14 protein-coding genes are annotated in these 16,448 nt (G+C 67.1%); 9 read left to right on the top strand and 5 right to left on the bottom strand.

The genetic code is table 11. The features are described from left to right. Positions 1-81: 81 nt before the first annotated feature. The 3 genes from ACYJSS_RS24735 to ACYJSS_RS24745 all read right to left on the bottom strand — a co-directional run bounded on the left by ACYJSS_RS24735 (position 82) and on the right by ACYJSS_RS24745 (position 3,876). A complete protein-coding gene (locus ACYJSS_RS24735; protein ID WP_236206356.1) occupies positions 82-1,101 on the bottom strand; it encodes an AraC family transcriptional regulator in 1,020 nt (339 codons plus the stop codon). 14 nt (positions 1,102-1,115) lie between these two features. Then, positions 1,116-2,846, bottom strand: a complete 1,731-nt coding sequence (gene aceK / locus ACYJSS_RS24740) for a bifunctional isocitrate dehydrogenase kinase/phosphatase (RefSeq protein WP_111263528.1) — start codon at positions 2,844-2,846, stop codon at positions 1,116-1,118. A 115-nt stretch (positions 2,847-2,961) separates the two neighbouring features. Further along, complete coding sequence (locus ACYJSS_RS24745) at positions 2,962-3,876, bottom strand: LysR family transcriptional regulator (protein WP_111263527.1); 915 nt, start codon at positions 3,874-3,876, stop codon at positions 2,962-2,964. A gap of 106 nt (positions 3,877-3,982) precedes the next feature. On the opposite strand from ACYJSS_RS24745, the gene ACYJSS_RS24750 reads away from it, so the two are divergent. The 3 genes from ACYJSS_RS24750 (at position 3,983) to ACYJSS_RS24760 (ending at position 7,734) form a co-directional block, all read left to right on the top strand. Then, positions 3,983-5,725 carry an amidohydrolase gene (locus ACYJSS_RS24750; RefSeq protein ID WP_236206355.1) on the top strand — a complete coding sequence of 581 codons (1,743 nt, stop codon included), beginning with the start codon at positions 3,983-3,985 and terminating at the stop codon, positions 5,723-5,725. Between the two features lie 101 nt (positions 5,726-5,826). After that, entirely contained in the window at positions 5,827-6,570 is a 744-nt protein-coding gene (locus ACYJSS_RS24755) for a TorF family putative porin (protein WP_236206354.1), read from the top strand. A gap of 255 nt (positions 6,571-6,825) precedes the next feature. Then, positions 6,826-7,734 carry a DMT family transporter gene (locus ACYJSS_RS24760; protein ID WP_021220268.1) on the top strand — a complete coding sequence of 303 codons (909 nt, stop codon included), beginning with the start codon at positions 6,826-6,828 and terminating at the stop codon, positions 7,732-7,734. Between the two features lie 172 nt (positions 7,735-7,906). Here the strand turns inward: ACYJSS_RS24760 and ACYJSS_RS24765 are convergent, their stop codons facing one another. Beyond that, the gene (locus tag ACYJSS_RS24765) at positions 7,907-8,992 is read right to left on the bottom strand and encodes a polyamine ABC transporter substrate-binding protein (protein WP_236206353.1); all 1,086 of its coding nucleotides are present in this window, start codon (positions 8,990-8,992) and stop codon (positions 7,907-7,909) included. 247 nt (positions 8,993-9,239) lie between these two features. On the opposite strand from ACYJSS_RS24765, the gene ACYJSS_RS24770 reads away from it, so the two are divergent. After that, positions 9,240-10,904 (top strand): MFS transporter, encoded by a 1,665-nt coding sequence (locus ACYJSS_RS24770; protein ID WP_236206352.1) that lies wholly within the window; start codon positions 9,240-9,242, stop codon positions 10,902-10,904. Between the two features lie 153 nt (positions 10,905-11,057). Here the strand turns inward: ACYJSS_RS24770 and cysK are convergent, their stop codons facing one another. Then, entirely contained in the window at positions 11,058-12,032 is a 975-nt protein-coding gene (gene cysK, locus ACYJSS_RS24775; protein ID WP_111263522.1) for a cysteine synthase A, read from the bottom strand. A 130-nt stretch (positions 12,033-12,162) separates the two neighbouring features. Between cysK and ACYJSS_RS24780 the strand changes: the two genes are divergently transcribed. The 5 genes from ACYJSS_RS24780 (at position 12,163) to ACYJSS_RS24800 (ending at position 16,406) form a co-directional block, all read left to right on the top strand. After that, on the top strand, positions 12,163-13,242 hold the full coding sequence (locus ACYJSS_RS24780) for a DUF748 domain-containing protein (RefSeq protein WP_236206351.1): 1,080 nt from the start codon (positions 12,163-12,165) through the stop codon (positions 13,240-13,242). A gap of 284 nt (positions 13,243-13,526) precedes the next feature. Continuing rightward, positions 13,527-14,372, top strand: a complete 846-nt coding sequence (locus ACYJSS_RS24785; RefSeq protein WP_173178893.1) for an AAA family ATPase — start codon at positions 13,527-13,529, stop codon at positions 14,370-14,372. A 7-nt stretch (positions 14,373-14,379) separates the two neighbouring features. After that, a complete protein-coding gene (locus ACYJSS_RS24790) occupies positions 14,380-14,814 on the top strand; it encodes a hypothetical protein (protein WP_111263519.1) in 435 nt (144 codons plus the stop codon). Then, entirely contained in the window at positions 14,807-15,202 is a 396-nt protein-coding gene (locus ACYJSS_RS24795; RefSeq protein WP_111263518.1) for a GFA family protein, read from the top strand. Before ACYJSS_RS24790 ends, ACYJSS_RS24795 begins: the two co-directional genes overlap by 8 nt. A 25-nt stretch (positions 15,203-15,227) precedes the next feature. Then, positions 15,228-16,406, top strand: coding sequence for a vWA domain-containing protein (locus ACYJSS_RS24800; protein ID WP_111263517.1), 1,179 nt, complete (start codon positions 15,228-15,230; stop codon positions 16,404-16,406). Positions 16,407-16,448 lie beyond the last annotated feature (42 nt).

Consider the following 16,448-nt stretch of genomic DNA (forward strand, 5'->3'; position numbering starts at 1 on the left):
GTTCAACGCGATTGGGGGCTCCGCTTGGTGGATGGGAGAAGCGCCATCCACCCTCCCCCCCGGGTTGGTCTGCGCCGGGGCTCAGCCGCGGAACTGGCTGGGGGGTTGGCCGCTCCAGCGCTGGAAGGCGTGGCGCAGGCTGGCGGTTTCGCTGAAGCCGAGTTCTTCGGCGATGCGGTAGATGGGCAGCTCGCCCTGCTGCAGCAGTTCCTTGGCGCGGGCGAAGCGCAGGTCGTCGAGCAGTTGCTGGTAGCTGGTCTGCTGCTGGGCCAAGTGGCGGCGCAGGCTGCGGGCGGAGCAGTTCATGGCGCGGGCCAGTTCCTCCAGCCCCGGCGGCGAGGCCAGGCGCTGGGCCAGTTGCTCGCGCACACGCTCCAGCCAGGCGCGGCGGGTGGCGAATTCGGCATTCTGCCGGCGGCACTGTTCGAGCATTTCGCGGTGGGTGACCGGGTCGGCCAGGGGCAGCGGGCGCTCTAGCCATTCGCGGGGGAAGCCGAAGCCGCTGCGCGCGCGGCCGAAGCGCGGGGCGCGGTCGAAGGCCTGGCGGTAGAGCGGCGCGGCGCCGGGGGGCTCGGGGTAGTCCAGCTCCAGCGCGGCCACCGGCAGCGGCTGGCCGAGCAGGTCGGCGCAGATCACCCGCAGCGAGCCCAGGCAGAGTTCGGTGTTGAAGGGTTTCAGCGCCTCGCGCTCGCCGTAGCCGCTGGCCAGCAGCCAGGCCAGGTCGCCCTCTTCCACCAGGCGCAGGTGGAAGTAGGTGCCCAGCAGCACCGGGTAGCCGAGGCCGATGCGCAGGGCCTCGCCCAGGGTGGGCGCCGAGAGCAGCGCGTAGCCCAGCAGGCCGTAGGCGGAGATGCGCGTGCGCTGGCCCAGTTCCAGCCCCAGCGCGGGGGTGTCGGCGAGGCGCAGGGCGTTGGCGAACACCTGCTGCTCCTGCCCGGGGTTGATCAGCCGTTGCAGGGCGCGCAGGTCGTCCTCGGTGATGCCGCTGCCTTCCAGCAGGCTGGCGGCGTCGATGCCGCGCTCACCGAGGCAGGCCACGGTGAGCGTCGACATGTGCAGCGAGTTGAGCCAGGTGGCCCGGGAGAACAGCGAGTCGCCCACGGCCGTTCAGGCCGTCACTGGATGGCGTCCGGGCGCTCCTTGCGCCGGTAGGGGAAGACGTCGATCACCTTGCCGGCGCGGATGGCGTCCTGGAGGCTCTTCCAGTAGTCGGCGTCGTAGAGGTCGCCGTGCAGCTGGTTGAACAGCTTGCGCTGGCCGATATCGGCGAACAGGAAGCGCGGGAACTCCTCGGGGAACACGTCGTGCGGGGCCACCGAATACCAGGGCTCGGAGGACATTTCGTCCTCGGGGTAGCGCGGCGGCGGGATGAAGCGGAAGTTGACCTCGGTGAGGTAGCTGATCTCGTCGTAGTCGTAGAACACCACGCGGCCGTGACGGGTGACGCCGAAGTTCTTCAGCAGCATGTCGCCGGGGAAGATGTTGGCGGCGGCCAGTTGCTTGATGGCCAGGCCGTAGTCGTCCAGCGCCTCGCGCACCTGGGGCTCGCTGGCGCTTTCCAGGTAGATGTTCAGCGGGGTCATGCGGCGCTCGGTCCAGCAGTGGCGGATGAGCACGGTGTCGCCTTCCAGCTCGACGGTGGACGGCGCCACCTCCAGCAGCTCGGCCAGGCATTCGGGCTCGAACTTGGCCTTGGGGAAGCGGAAGTCGGCGAACTCCTGGGTATCGGCCATGCGCCCGACGCGGTCGACGCTCTTCACCAGGCGGTACTTCTCGATGACGGTGTTGCGGTCGACGTTCTTCGACGGCGAGAAGCGGTCCTTGATGATCTTGAACACGGTGTTGAAGCCCGGCAGCGTGAACACGCTCATGACCATGCCGCGCACGCCCGGGGCCATGATGAAGCGGTCGTCGGTGTTGGCCAGGTGGTTGATCAGGGCGCGGTAGAACTCCGACTTGCCGTGCTTGTAGAAGCCGATGGAGGTGTACAGCTCGGCGATGTGCTTGCCCGGCAGGATGCGCTTGAGGAAGCTGACGAACTCCGCCGGCACCGGCACGTCCACCATGAAGTAGGAGCGGGTGAAGGAGAAGATGATCGAGACGTCGGCTTCGTCGGTGATCAGCGCGTCCACCTGGATGCCCTTGCCCTCGCGGTGCAGCAGCGGGATCACCAGCGGCCACTGCTCGTCGCGGGTGTAGATGCGGCCCACCAGGTAGGCGCCCTTGTTGCGGTAGAGGGTGGAGGAGAACAGCTCGACGCACAGCTCCGGGTCCTTGATCACCCAGTCCGGCAGGCTGTCGCGCAGCTGGACGACGAGGCGATCGAGGTCACGCTCCAGGTCGTCGAAGGGCACGGCGAAGCGGTAGTCGTCGAGGATCTGCAGCAGCGCCGCCTTGAGGTCGCCGCGCGGGTGGTAGCTGCGGGTCTGCGGCGCGCGCTCGTGGGGGCGCAGGGACGGCCGCGTGGTGTGGATGAACATGCAGCCATCGCTGATCTGGTCATGGCTGAACAGGCCGCAGAAGATCGAGTTGAACCAGGTTTCCGAGAGTTCGTCGTCGAAGCGCAGGTCGATCAGCTTGATGTAGGCGCTCTTGACCAGCGGCCAGAGCTGCACGTCCAGCAGCACCTCTTCGTCGAAGGCGCTGCGCAGGCGCTCGCTGACTTCGCTGACCTTTTCTTCGTAGAGGGCGATCCGCGCGGCGGCCGCCTGCTGGATCTCCTGCCACTGCGCCTGTTCGAAGCGGGCACGGGCGCCGTCGGTGATCTGACGGAAATGTTCACGGTAGTCGTCGAAACCATCGAGGATCAGTCGCGCGATATCTGCGGCCGGCCATTGCTGCGCCATGGGGAACACTCAGCTGGGAATTCGGAAGACGGAGCTTAGCCAGAGCCCGCCCCGAAAAAAAGCTCTGCCTGCATCAGCCCCGGCCGGGCCGCTCGCGACCCGCGGGTCACGGCACTCAGGCCAACCCCCGCGCCTCGAGGAAGGCGGCCAGGTAATCGATGAACGCCAGCACCTTGCCGGTGGCCCGGCGATGGCTGGGGTAGACGGCGAGGATCTGGTCGCCGAAGGCGTCCGGGTCGATCTCGTGGTCGGCCAGCAGGCGCACCAGGCGGCCGTCGGCGATATAGGGGGCCGCGCTCCACAACGGGGTGTGCAGCACGCCGACGCCGGCCAGGGCATTGGCCAGCAGCAGGTCGTAGTTGTCGCTCTCCAGCCGTGGCGCGGCAGGCTGGGCCAGGCGCGTGCGCTGGCCGTCGCACTCCACCCACCAGTACTGCCGGCTCAACGCCGGATGACGGTAGGCGAGCCAGTCGTGGCGCTCGAGGTCATCGAGCGTCGGCACGCCCTTGCGTGCCAGGTAGGCGGGGCTGGCGCAGAGGGCCAGGCGGTTGCGCCCGACCACCCGGGCGATCAGCCCCGGCAGGTCGCTCTGCCCTTCGCGCAGGGCCAGGTCGTAACCCGCCTCCACCAGGTCGACGAAGGCGTCGCACAGATCGACCCGCAGGCTGATCTGCGGGTAGGCCGCGAGAAAACCCGCGCACACCTCATCGAGGAAGGCACGGCTGAAGGCCAGCGGCGCAGTCATCCGCAGGCTGCCCTGCAGGCCGTGCTGCAGCTGGCCGATCTCCTCGCCCACGTCGTGCAGGCGCTGCAGCAGCTGACGCGCGGTGTCCAGGTAGAGGCGCCCCGCTTCGGTGAGGACGATGCGCCGGGTGCTGCGCTCGAACAGGCGCGCGCCCAGCTCGGCCTCCAGGTGGCTGACGGCCTTGGTCAGGGCCGAGGGGGTCTTGCCCAGTTGCTCGGCGGCACGGCTGAAGCTGCCCTGTTCGGCGGTGGCGACGAACATGGCGATGGCACCGAGCTTGTCCATGGTTTTTCCATCCAGGCAAAAGGGTTTTGCACGCTGCCGGCGTTCTGCCAGCCCCGGGGAGCCGCTAGTCTCGCTGGCAGACCGATAAAAACAAAGGGGGGAGCCCGTGAAAAACTTCGTTCCACGACTACTGGCGGCTGCGGTGGCTTTTGCCTCGATGGAAGCCATGGCCGGCGCCGATATGGTGCTGTTCAACGGCAAGGTGTTCACCGCCGACAAGGCGCGGCCCATGGTGCAGGCCCTTGCCGTGGAGAACGGCAAGGTGCTGGCGGTGGGCAGCGATGCCGAGATCAAGGCCCTGGCGGACGCGTCCACCCAACGCATCGACCTGGCCGGCAAGGCGCTGATGCCGGGCCTGATCGACACCCACTCCCACGCCATCTTCGGCGGCCTGGAGATGTCCACCGCCAACATGGGCGATGAGCAGGTGAGCCTGGAGGAGTTGGAAAAACGCCTGCGCACCTGGCGCGACGACGGCACCGCGCGCCACGGCGACACCCTCTACGTGGCGGGCATGACCTCCGCCTACTGGGCCCAGGCCGAGGCCATGGGCCAGCGCTTCGACCAGGGCGAGTGGGCGGGTGTGCCCATCGTCTTCGTCGGCAGCGACCACCACACCGCCTGGGCCAACGCGGCCATGCGCAAGCGCGCCGGCATCGATGCCAAGCTGGTCGCCGCCCTGCCCGAGGCCGAGCGCGGCACCATCGGCCTGGGCAAGGACGGCGCGCCCAACGGCTTTTTGGTGGACGCCGGCTGGGACCGCGTCGCCGCCGTGCTGCCGCCCATGGACCCGGCCCTGCTGCTGCGCGCCGGCGAGAATGCGGTGCGCACCAACAACAGCCTGGGCATCACCGCCTGGATGGACCCGGCCGCCAACGGCGCCCCCGGCGAACCGCTGTTCGCCCTCAAGCCCACGGAGAAGTCGGTCGGCGTGCTGCCGGTGTACAAGGCCCTGGCCGAGAAAGGCGAGCTGACCGCCCACGTCGCCGCGCTGCTGGTGGCCCACCCGAAGAGCCGCCCCGCCGACCTGGACACCCTGGAGAAGGTGCGCCAGCAGTTCCAGGGCATCGACAACCTGAGCCTGCCGGGGATCAAGATCTTCGCCGACGGCGTGCTGGAGTACCCGGCGCAGAGCGCGGCGCTGATCGACCCCTACAGCAACAGCCACAAGCAGGGCGAGCTGCTGATCGACCCGGCGCACTTCGGCGAGCTGGTGAGCGCGGCGGATGCACGCGGCTGGCTGGTGCACATCCACGCCATCGGCGACCGCGCGGTGCGCGAGGCGCTCAACGGCATCGAGCAGGCACGCAAGGACCGGCAGAGCGGCGTGGTGCACTCCATCACCCACCTGCAACTGGTCAACCCCAAGGAGTTCGCGCGCTTCAAGCCGCTCGACGTGATCGCCTCCATGCAGCTGCTCTGGGCCGCCGGCGACGACTACACGCTGGACATGGTCAAGCCCTACGTCAGCGCCTTCGCCTTCCGCTACCAGTACCCGGCCCACTCGCTGCTGCAACAGGGCGCGACCCTCGCCGGCGCCAGCGACTGGCCGGTGTCCTCGCCCAACCCCTGGGCGGCCATGGCCCAGGCGGTGACCCGCGAAGGCGAGAAAGGCGTGCTCAACGCCGAGGAGCGCCTGGACCGCGACACCATGTTCTACGCCTACACCCTCAACGCCGCGCGGACCATCGGCCAGGAGAAGCACATCGGCTCGCTGGCCGCCGGCAAGCAGGCCGACTTCATCCTCCTCGACCGCGACGTGTTCACCGTGGACCCCAAGGCCCTGGCCGAAACCCGGGTGCTCAAGACCTGGTTCGGCGGCCGCGAGGTCTACACCGCCGCCCGATAACAAGACCGCACCACCGCTGATGCCTGGCCCCCGCTGCATGGGGGTCGGGCGAAGCCTTGCCCCTCATCTGCCCATAACAACCACAAGATCGGGAATCCACCATGAAGCGCTCCACCACCCTCCTCCTCGCCGGCCTCGCCCTGGCCCCGCTGTACAGCCGGGCCGCGTTGCCGATCACCGACGACTTCGCCGTGCAGGTCGACCTCAACCTGGCCAGCGACTACCGCACCCGCGGCATCTCGCAGACCCAGAACGACCCCGCCGCCCAGGCCGGCGCCACGCTGCTGCACTCCAGCGGCCTGTACGCGGGGGCCTGGACCTCCAACGTCGACTTCGGCTTCGGCCTCAAGACCCGCCAGGAAGTGGACTACTACGCCGGCTGGTACTGGCAGGCCACGGACGAGGTGAGCCTCGACCTGGGCGTGATCAAGTACGCCTACCCGAAGGAGAGCCAGTTCAACCAGAGCGAGCTGTACGCCATCCTCAGCGCCTACGGGTTCAAGGCCGCCGCCTATTACTCGGACGACGCGCCGAACATCATCGGCGAGGACCAGGACACCCTCTACACCTGGGTCGGCTACGAGACCCGGCTGCCCCTGGAAGTGGGCCTGGAGCTGCGCTACGGGCGCATGGACTTCAAGGACCCGCTGTTCTGGTCGCGCAACGGCACCGGCAGCGAGTCGTACCGCGAGTGGGAAGCCAGGCTGACCCGCGACTTCCTCGGCGTCACCTGGGGCCTCGCCTACGTCGACACCGACCTCTCGGAAAACCAGTGCGCCAGCAACTACGGCTTCACCGACACCTGCAGCGCAACGGTGGTGGCAAGCGTCAGCAAGTCGTTCTAATGGCCCTGTAGGGGCGAATTCATTCGCCCAAGGCGCGCGCAGCGGGCCCGATGACAGCATGGGTTTCGCTGCGCTCTACCCATCCTACGAACCCGGTAGGGCGCAGGCTCTTTTGTAGCCCTGCGGACCAGCGGCCCCACACAAGGCGCAGCCCAGAGGCCTCGCCGAACTGTGCCGCCGATTTGAGCGCAAGGTGTCGATTGCGCCGCCGCCGGGGCGGCGTAAGCTGTGCCGCTCCTGCCTCGGAGCCACCCAATGAAACCCGCCGATCTCGTCCGCCTGTTGAGCCTCGCCGCCATCTGGGGCGCCAGCTTCCTGTTCATGCGCGTGCTGGTTCCGGTGATCGGCGCGCTGCCGACGGCGTTCTTCCGCGTGGCCATCTCGGCCATCGGCCTGGTGGCGATCCTGGCGCTGCTGCGGGTGACCTGGGACTTCCGCGGCAAGCTGGGCAAGATCCTGCTGATTGGCGTGGTCAGCTCGGGCATTCCCGCCGCCATGTACGCGCTCGCCGCCGAGGTGCTGCCGGCGGGCTACTCGGCCATCTTCAACGCCACCACGCCATTGATGGGCGTGCTGATCGGCGGGTTGTTCTTCGGCGAGAAGCTGACCCTGCCCAAGGCCGCCGGCGTGCTGCTGGGCCTGGCCGGCGTGGCGGTGCTGACCGGCGCCGGCCCGGTGGCCTTCGACGCCGACCTGCTGCGCGGTGCCCTGGCCTGCCTGATGGCGACCACCTGCTACGGCTTCGCCGGCTTCTTCACCAAGCGCTGGATCAACGATGCCGGTGGCCTCGACAGCGGCCTCTCGGCCTTCGGTGCCCAGGCCGGTGCGACGCTGTGCCTGCTGCCGATCTTCCTCGCCAGCAGCCACGCCATGCCCCTGGCACCCCTGGCCGAGCCGGGCATCTGGCTGGCGCTGGCCGGGCTGGGGCTGCTGTGCACCTCGTTCGCCTACGTCATCTACTTCCGCCTGATCGCCAACGTCGGCCCGGTGAAGACCATGACGGTGACCTTCCTCATCCCGCTGTTCGGGGTGTTCTGGGGCGCACTGCTGCTGGACGAGTCGCTGTCCTGGGCGCACCTGCAGGGCGGCGTACTGATCGCCCTGGCGCTGTGGCTGGTGCTGCGCCCGACGGTGGCGGCGGTGAAGGTGGAGCAGGCGTCTTAGGTGAGTGGGGCCCGACGCGGGTTGCACCCGCCCTACGCGTTGCCACTCCTGTAGGTCGGGTGAAACCCGACGCTGCGGTGTTGACTGATCGCGGATGAATCCGCTCCCACAAGAACAATGCCCATAAGAAAAACGCCCCGGCAAGCCGGGGCGTTGGTGTTTCAGCGCGGGGTCATTTGCCGGTCTTGACGGTGTTCCAGGTGCGGGTGCGCACGCGGTCGATCTTCAGCGGCATGGATTCCAGGGCGAACAGCTTGGCCATGACGTCGGCCGGCGGGTAGATCGCCGGGTCGGCCTTGATCTCGGCTTCCACCAGCGGTTCGGCGGCGTTGTTGCCGTTGGCGTAGTGCACGTAGTTGCTGACGCCGGCGATCACCTCGGGGCGCAGCAGGTAGTTCATGAAGGCGTAGCCGGCCTTCTCGTCGGGCGCGTCCACCGGCATGGCGATCATGTCGAACCACATCGGCGAGCCTTCCTTGGGCGTGGAGTACCTGATCTCGACGCCGTTGCCGGCCTCCTTGGCGCGGGTGGCGGCCTGGAGGATGTCGCCGGAGAAGCCGACGGCCACGCAGATCTCGCCGTTGGCCAGGTCACCCACGTACTTGGAGGAATGGAAGTAGCGCACGAAGGGGCGGACCTTGAGCAGCGCGGCCTCGGCGGTCTTGTAGTCCTCCGGCTTCTTGCTGTGGTGCGGCAGGCCCAGGTAGTTGAGGGTGATGGGCAGCAGCTCGGGGCCGTTGTCGAGGATGGCGACGCCGCACTTGGCGAGCTTCTCCATGTTCTCGGGCTTGAAGATCAGGTCCCAGGAATCCAGCGGTGCGTTGTCGCCGAGCACTTCCTTGACCTTGGCCGGGTTGTAGCCAATGCCGGTGCTGCCCCAGAGGTAGGGGAAGCCGTGCTCGTTGCCCGGGTCGTTGACTTCCAGGGCCTTGAGCAGCGCCGGGTTGAGGTTCTTCCAGTTGGGCAGCTGGCTCTTGTCGAGCTTCTTCAGCGCACCGGCCTGGATCTGCTTGGCCATGTAGTGGTTGGACGGGACGACGATGTCGTAGCCGGATTTGCCGGTCATCAGCTTGCCGTCGAGGGTCTCGTTGCTGTCGTAGACGTCGTAGGTGGCCTGGATCCCGGTCTCCTTGCTGAACGTGGCGACGGTGTCCGGCGCGATGTAGTCGGTCCAGTTGTAGATCTTCACCGTGTCGGCGGCCTGTGCAGCTCCGGACACGGCGAGGGTCAGGAGCAGAGGCGCGAAGGAACTTCTCATTGTCTTTGTTTCCTGGCTGCGAGTTGGGAATCGGGGCACGGCAAGCGTAGTCGATACCGGCGTTGCGCCAGCTTTACCGCGGTGGCCGGGCGAGACAATCACACCAAAGTCCCAGCGGACCCGCGAGGAAGAACGCCACTGGCGAAAACCGCCGATCCGGCCTTTGCCCACCGGGGCGGTGTCTACACTTGCGCGGTAACCAGGGACCGGCGCCCATGGCCCGGTCCGGCCTCGCAAGGAACCCCGCATGCTCCAGTCCGTATCGCCGAAGAACGACCTGCCGCGCACACCCGGATCCGAGGAGCCGCCCAAGAGCGGCCTGTTCAGCCCCTTCACCATCACCGCGTTCCGCATCATCTGGATCGCCAACCTGTTCGCCAACCTGGGCACCTGGGCGCAGTCGGTGGCCGCCGCCTGGGTGGTGACCGAGGCCCACGCCAGCCCGCCGACGGTGGCGATGATCCAGGTCGCCGCCGCGTTGCCGCTGGTGCTGCTGTCGATCATGTCCGGGGTGCTGGCCGACAACCACGACCGGCGCAAGATCATGATGGCGGGCCTGGCCTTCGAGATGAGCGGCGCGACCTTCCTCACCGCCATGGCCTTCTTCGGCTACCTGGACCCGCTGCTGCTGATCGTCTCCATCCTGTGGATCTCCATCGGTGGCTCCATCACCATCCCGGCCTGGCAGGCGGCGGTGAACGAGCAGGTGCCAGCGAAGATGGTGGGCGATGCGGTGCTGCTCAACAGCGTCAACTACAACGTCGCGCGCGCCGCCGGCCCGGCCATCGGCGGGCTGATGCTCAGCGCGGTGGGGCCGGCCTGGGTCTTTCTGTTCAACTGCCTGTGCTACCTGGGGCTGATCTGGGCCATCTGGCGCTGGCGCCGCGTGCTGCCGGCGCGCAGCCTGCCGCCGGAGCGGCTGATGGAGGGCGTGGTCGCCGCGCTGCGCTTCACCCAGTACTCAAGCGTCACCCGCCTGGTGATGTTGCGCTCGTTCTCCTTCGGCATCTCCGCCTCCGCCGTGTGGGCGTTGCTGCCGCTGCTGGCGCACCGCAACCCGGACGGCGACGCGGCGGTTTACGGCTACATGCTCGGCGCCCTGGGCGTGGGGGCGATCCTCGGCAGCCTGGGGGTGAACCTGGCACGAAGACGCATCGGCACCAGCCGCCTGATCAGCTTCGGCGGGCTGCTGCTGGGCCTGGTGCTGCTGGCGCTGGGCTCGCTGGACAGCCTGTGGGTGATCTTCCCGGCGCTGGTGCTGGGCGGCGCCTGCTGGATCGCGGCGGTGGCCAGCTACAACTCGGCGGTGCAGATCCTGGTGCCGGACTGGGTCAAGGCGCGCGCCCTGGCGCTTTACCAGACGGCGCTCTACGGCGGCCTGGCGCTGGGCTCGTTCCTCTGGGGCCACCTGGCGGAAACCATGGGGGTGAAGGGCGCGCTGTTCGCCGCCGGCTGCCTGATGATCGCCTGCGCCTTCCTGCTCTATCAGTCGCGCCTGCCGGAGCTGGACGCCACCAGCATCGCCCATGCGGTGACCACCCTGCCCGGCCAGCCCACCTTCGTCTTCAACCCCGGCCGCGGCGCGGTGCTGGTGACCATCGAATACCGCATCCCGGTGGAGCGCACCCGCGACTTCGTCCGTGCCATGCAGATACTCCGCCGCCTTCGCCTGCGCAACGGCGCCGACCGCTGGGCGCTGTACCGCGACACCAGCGACCAGGAGAACTGGCAGGAAATCCTCCTGGTGGACAACTGGCTGCAGCACCTGCGCATGCTCGACCGCCTGACCATCGCCGACAAGGCGATCATCGACAACGTGACCATGCTCCACGAGGGCGAGGAGCCGCCACGGGTGAGGCACGGGGTCAGCTACGAGTCGGGGAGTTATGAAACCAAGGCAGCCAAGAGCTAGAAGCTGGAAGCTGGAAGGGAGACGCGCCTTGTAGGATGGCGTAGAGCGAAGCGAAACCCATGCTGCCAGCGACCGCCTCGCGCTCCCGGGCGAATGAATTCGCCCACACTAGGGGCGCATGCCCCCAGCGAGCCGGGGGCATGCTGGCAGGCCTTACTGCTGCAGTTCCTGCTCGGTGAACAGGCCGTCGAAGAGCATGGTGGAGAGGTAGCGCTCGCCGGAGTCGGGGAGGATGACGACGAGGGTCTTGCCCTGCATCTCCGGCTTCTCGGCCAGGCGCACGGCGACAGCCATGGCGGCGCCGCCGGAGATGCCGCAGAGGATGCCTTCCTCGCGCATCAGGCGCAGGGCCATCGCCTTGGATTCGTCGTCGGTGATCTGCTCGACGCGGTCGACGATGGACAGGTCGAGGTTCTTCGGCACGAAGCCCGCGCCGATGCCCTGGATCTTGTGCGGGCTGGGCTTGACCTCCTCGCCGGCCAGGGTCTGGCTGATCACCGGCGAGGTGACCGGCTCGACCGCCACCGAGAGGATCGGCTTGTTGCACTGCTGCTTGATGTAGCGCGACACGCCGGTGATGGTGCCGCCGGTGCCGACGCCCGCCACCAGCACGTCTACCGCGCCGTCGGTGTCGTTCCAGATTTCCGGGCCGGTGGTCTTCTCGTGGATGGCCGGGTTGGCCGGGTTCTCGAACTGTTGCAGCAGCAGGTACTGCTCGGGGTTGCCGGCGGCGATCTCGGCGGCCTTCTCGATGGCCCCTTTCATGCCCTTGGCCGGCTCGGTGAGCACCAGCTCGGCGCCGAGCGCCTTGAGCACCTTGCGACGCTCCAGGCTCATGGAGGACGGCATGGTGAGGATCAGCTTGTAGCCACGGGCGGCGGCGACGAAGGCCAGGCCGATGCCGGTGTTGCCGGAGGTGGGCTCCACCAGGGTCATGCCGGGGCGCAGGCGCCCATGCTCCTCGGCGTCCCAGATCATGTTCGCGCCGATGCGGCACTTCACCGAATAGGCCGGGTTGCGCCCCTCGACCTTGGCGAGGATGGTCACGCCCTTCGGGCCGAGCCGGTTGATCATCACCAGCGGGGTGTTGCCGATGGCCTTGGAGTTGTCTGCGTAGATACGGGTCATCGTCCTGTCCTTAGAGGTGGCGGGCGGTTGGAAGGCGACCAGCCTATGCCCGCGCGCCAGTGCAGTCCAGCCGAACTCATTGCAGTGGGCGGCAGTCCATGAAAGAGAATCGCCCCCGGCGGATGCCCCCATGAAAAGACGCTACAGCCTGCCCCTCGGGGCGCTCCTCACCCTCGTCCTGCTGCTGGTGGTGGCGCACTTCGCGCTGCCCTGGCTGATCCGTGACTACCTCAACGGCAAGCTCGCCGACATGGGCGAGTACCGCGGCCATATCGCCGATGTCGACCTGGCCTGGTGGCGCGGCGCCTATCGCATCAACGGCCTGTCCATCGTCAAGGCCGACGGCGCGATCCCGGTGCCGCTGCTGGACGCCCCGGGCATCGACCTGGCGGTGAGCTGGCACTCGCTCTGGTACGACCACAGCGTGGTGGCGCGGGTGATCTTCGAGGCGCCGGAGGTGAACTTCGTCGACGGCGGCAAGAACAGGCAGGACTCCCAGACCGGTGCCGGCACCGACTGGCGCGACCAGTTGAACAAGCTGCTGCCCATCACCCTCGACGAGGTGCGCGTGGTGAACGGCCGCATCGCCTTCCACAACTTCAGCTCGACGCCCAAGGTGGACATCGATGCCAGCGAGGTGAACGCCAGCCTCTACAACCTGACCAACGTCGCCGACGACAGCGGCGAGCGCGTGGCGCGCTTCGAGGGCCGCGCGCAGCTGCTCGGCCACGCGCCGCTGGAGGTGGAGGCGCGCTTCGACCCGTTCAAGAACTTCGAGGACTTCGAGCTGCGCCTACGCGCCCGCGACGTCGACCTGCCCCGGCTCAACGACTTCTCCCGCGCCTACGGCCGCTTCGACTTCAAGGCCGGCAGCGGCGACCTGGTGATCGAGGCCCGTGCCGATAACGCCCTGCTCAGCGGCTACATCAAGCCGCTGCTGCGCAACGTCGACGTGTTCGACTGGGAGCAGGACGTGGAGAACGACGACAAGGGCTTCCTCCGCTCCCTGTGGGAGGCCCTGGTCGGCGGCGGCGAGACGGTGCTGAAGAACCAGCAGCGCGACCAGTTCGCCACCCGCGTGGAACTCAGCGGCAACGTGCATCGCCAGGACATCAGCGCCTTCCAGGCCTTCCTGTCGATCCTGCGCAACGCCTTCATCGAAGCCTTCACCACCCGCTTCGAACGCCCGCCGCCGGAGAAGAACGACTGAGGGCGACAGCCGGGCGAGCCCCGGCGCCCCTCCCAGGGGGCGCATGGCTGTTGCCGAAGGTGACAGCCGCCCGCCTGCCAGGCCCGTGCTTGAGCCACCGCCCATCGCAGGTCGGGGTACGCGCCGGGCCGGGAGTGTCTAGGCTGGAAGGAGAGTGACCGCCCATTCAGTGACTGAATGCCCCGTCTGCGTTCACAGTGCGCCGGGCCGCGCGTTATAGTCGGCCTTTCCGTAAATACTGAAGGCCCCGGCCGAGCCGGGCGTTACCGTTCGAGGATTCCCTGATGAAGTTCGAAGGCACCCAGTCCTACGTCGCCACCGACGACCTCAAGCTTGCGGTCAACGCCGCCATCACCCTGCAACGCCCACTGCTGGTCAAGGGCGAGCCGGGCACCGGCAAGACCATGCTCGCCGAGCAACTGGCCGAGTCCTTCGGTGCCCGCCTGATCACCTGGCACATCAAATCCACCACCAAGGCGCACCAGGGCCTGTACGAGTACGACGCGGTCAGCCGCCTGCGCGACTCGCAGCTGAACTCCGAGAAGGTCCACGACGTTCGCAACTACATCAAGAAAGGCAAGCTGTGGGAGGCGTTCGAGTCCGAAGAGCGCGTGATCCTGCTGATCGACGAGATCGACAAGGCCGACATCGAATTCCCCAACGACCTGTTGCAGGAACTCGACAAGATGGAGTTCTACGTCTACGAGACCAACGAGACGATCAAGGCCAAGCAGCGCCCGATCATCATCATCACCTCCAACAACGAGAAGGAACTGCCGGACGCCTTCCTGCGCCGCTGCTTCTTCCACTACATCGCCTTCCCGGATCGCGAGACCCTGCAGAAGATCGTCGATGTGCACTACCCCAACATCAAGAAGGACCTGGTCGCCGAGGCGCTGGACGTGTTCTTCGACGTGCGCAAGGTGCCGGGCCTGAAGAAGAAGCCCTCCACCAGCGAGCTGGTCGACTGGCTGAAGCTGCTGATGGCCGACAACATCGGCGAAGCCGTGCTGCGCGAGCGCGACCCCACCAAGGCCATCCCGCCCCTGGCCGGCGCCCTGGTGAAGAACGAGCAGGACGTGCAGCTGCTGGAACGCCTGGCGTTCATGAGCCGTCGCGCCAGCCGCTGAGGCTGCGATGGACATCGAGCGGATCAGACGCAAGCGCCAGAAGAACGTTCAGGAGCAGTCCCTGCTCCGGCGTGAAGGCCTGCGACTGACCGCCGAGTACTACCGCAACCAGCCAGACGAATTGCCTCGCGTGCTCCTGCACCACCCGCAGGCACTGGGGATCGACTGGAGCCGCACCATCATGGTCGACCTGCATATAGAGCAATACGGCGGTCATTCAGTCAGCGGCCTGCTGCTGACCCAAGACTGCCGGTTCATTGAGTTCGACCTCGATACCAACGAGGACTACTCCAAGCTGGATGCCAAAGGCCGCAACCTTTGGCATGACGTGACAGAGCAGACCTCGACCTCCCGCCATAACCGCGGGACGGGTGTCAGCGACGGTGCCTGGGCCCTGGAAGTCCAACGCCAGCTCAACGGAGAGGCCAGCGACAATGCATAACGGCAGCTGCCTGTGCGGCGCGGTGAAGTACCAGATCGACGCGCCCATCGAATCCGCCACCCATTGCCATTGCAGCCAGTGCCGCAAGGGCCATGGCGCCGCGTTCGCCAGCTACGGCAACGTGCGCTGGAGCAGCTTCCGCTGGACCGCAGGCGAAGATCGGGTGACCCGCTATCACTCCAGCCCCGGCGTCACCCGCAGCTTCTGCCGGCAGTGCGGCGCCACCCTGCAGTGGTACAGCGACAAGGCCCACCCCAACTGGGTGTCGATCGCCCTGGGCACGCTGGACTCGCCCCTGGGCGAGATCCCGCAGAAACACATCTACCCCGAATCCAAGGCCGACTGGTACGCCATAGCCGACGGCCTGCCCCGGGAACCCCGTTCCTGAGGCCAACCAGCAAGAGGGCGCAGCCATGCTGCTCAACCTGTTCAACGAAATGCGCGCGGCCAAGGTGCCGGTCTCCGTCCGCGAGCTGCTGGACCTGATCAACGCGCTGAAGCACAACGTGGTGTTCGCCGACATGGACGAGTTCTACTTCCTGTCGCGCACCATCCTGGTCAAGGACGAACGCCATTTCGACAAGTTCGACCGGGCCTTCGGCGCCTACTTCAAGGGCCTGGAAAACCTCAACCAGCACATCGAGGCGCTGATCCCCGAGGAATGGCTGCGCAAGGAATTCGAGCGCATGCTGACCGACGAGGAGCGCGCGCAGATCCAGTCCCTCGGCGGCCTGGACAAGCTCATCGAAGAATTCAAGAAGCGCCTGGAAGAACAGAAGGAACGCCACGCCGGCGGCAACAAGTGGATCGGCACCGGCGGCACCAGCCCCTTCGGCTCCGGCGGCTTCAACCCCGAGGGCATCCGCGTCGGCGACGCCGGCAAGCGCCAGGGCAAGGCCGCCAAGGTGTGGGACCAGCGCGAGTACAAGAACCTCGACGACCAGGTGGAACTGGGCACCCGCAACATCAAGGTCGCCCTGCGCCGCCTGCGCAAGTTCGCCCGCCAGGGCGCCCAGGACGAACTCGACCTGGACGGCACCATCGACCACACCGCCCGCGACGCCGGCCTGCTCAACATCCAGATGCGCCCCGAGCGCCGCAACAGCGTGAAGCTCCTGCTGCTGCTGGATATCGGCGGCTCCATGGACGCCCACGTGAAGGTCTGCGAAGAACTCTTCTCCGCCTGCAAGACCGAGTTCAAGCACCTGGAGTACTTCTACTTCCACAACTGCGTGTACGAATCGGTGTGGAAGAACAACCTGCGCCGCACCTCCGAACGCACCTCCACCCTGGACCTGCTGCACAAGTACGGCGCGGACTACAAAGTGGTGTTCGTCGGCGACGCCGCCATGGCCCCCTACGAAATCACCCAGGCCGGCGGCAGCGTCGAACACTGGAACGAAGAGCCGGGCTACGTCTGGATCAAGCGCTTCATGGAGAAGTACAAGAAGCTCATCTGGATCAACCCCTACCCCAAGGACACCTGGAACTACACCGCCTCGACCAATATCGTGCGCGAGCTGATCGAGGACCAGATGTACCCGCTGACATTGAGCGGGCTGGAAGACGGGATGAAGTTCCTGTCGAAGTGACAAGAAAAACGGGCCCGGAAGGGCCCGTTTCATTTCCTGGAT

This window comes from Pseudomonas sp. No.21, from assembly GCF_054558415.1.

Bases quoted from the DNA above. Each gene is read 5' to 3' on its own strand.
- ACYJSS_RS24780 (WP_236206351.1), top strand. From the start codon at position 12,163: ATGAAAAGACGCTACAGCCTGCCCCTCGGGGCGCTCCTCACCCTCGTC.
- ACYJSS_RS24760 (WP_021220268.1), top strand. From the start codon at position 6,826: ATGAAACCCGCCGATCTCGTCCGCCTGTTGAGCCTCGCCGCCATCTGG.
- ACYJSS_RS24800 (WP_111263517.1), top strand. From the start codon at position 15,228: ATGCTGCTCAACCTGTTCAACGAAATGCGCGCGGCCAAGGTGCCGGTC.
- ACYJSS_RS24770 (WP_236206352.1), top strand. From the start codon at position 9,240: ATGCTCCAGTCCGTATCGCCGAAGAACGACCTGCCGCGCACACCCGGA.
- ACYJSS_RS24755 (WP_236206354.1), top strand. From the start codon at position 5,827: ATGAAGCGCTCCACCACCCTCCTCCTCGCCGGCCTCGCCCTGGCCCCG.
- ACYJSS_RS24785 (WP_173178893.1), top strand. From the start codon at position 13,527: ATGAAGTTCGAAGGCACCCAGTCCTACGTCGCCACCGACGACCTCAAG.
- cysK (WP_111263522.1), bottom strand. From the start codon at position 12,032: ATGACCCGTATCTACGCAGACAACTCCAAGGCCATCGGCAACACCCCG.
- aceK (WP_111263528.1), bottom strand. From the start codon at position 2,846: ATGGCGCAGCAATGGCCGGCCGCAGATATCGCGCGACTGATCCTCGAT.
- ACYJSS_RS24745 (WP_111263527.1), bottom strand. From the start codon at position 3,876: ATGGACAAGCTCGGTGCCATCGCCATGTTCGTCGCCACCGCCGAACAG.
- ACYJSS_RS24790 (WP_111263519.1), top strand. From the start codon at position 14,380: ATGGACATCGAGCGGATCAGACGCAAGCGCCAGAAGAACGTTCAGGAG.
- ACYJSS_RS24765 (WP_236206353.1), bottom strand. From the start codon at position 8,992: ATGAGAAGTTCCTTCGCGCCTCTGCTCCTGACCCTCGCCGTGTCCGGA.
- ACYJSS_RS24795 (WP_111263518.1), top strand. From the start codon at position 14,807: ATGCATAACGGCAGCTGCCTGTGCGGCGCGGTGAAGTACCAGATCGAC.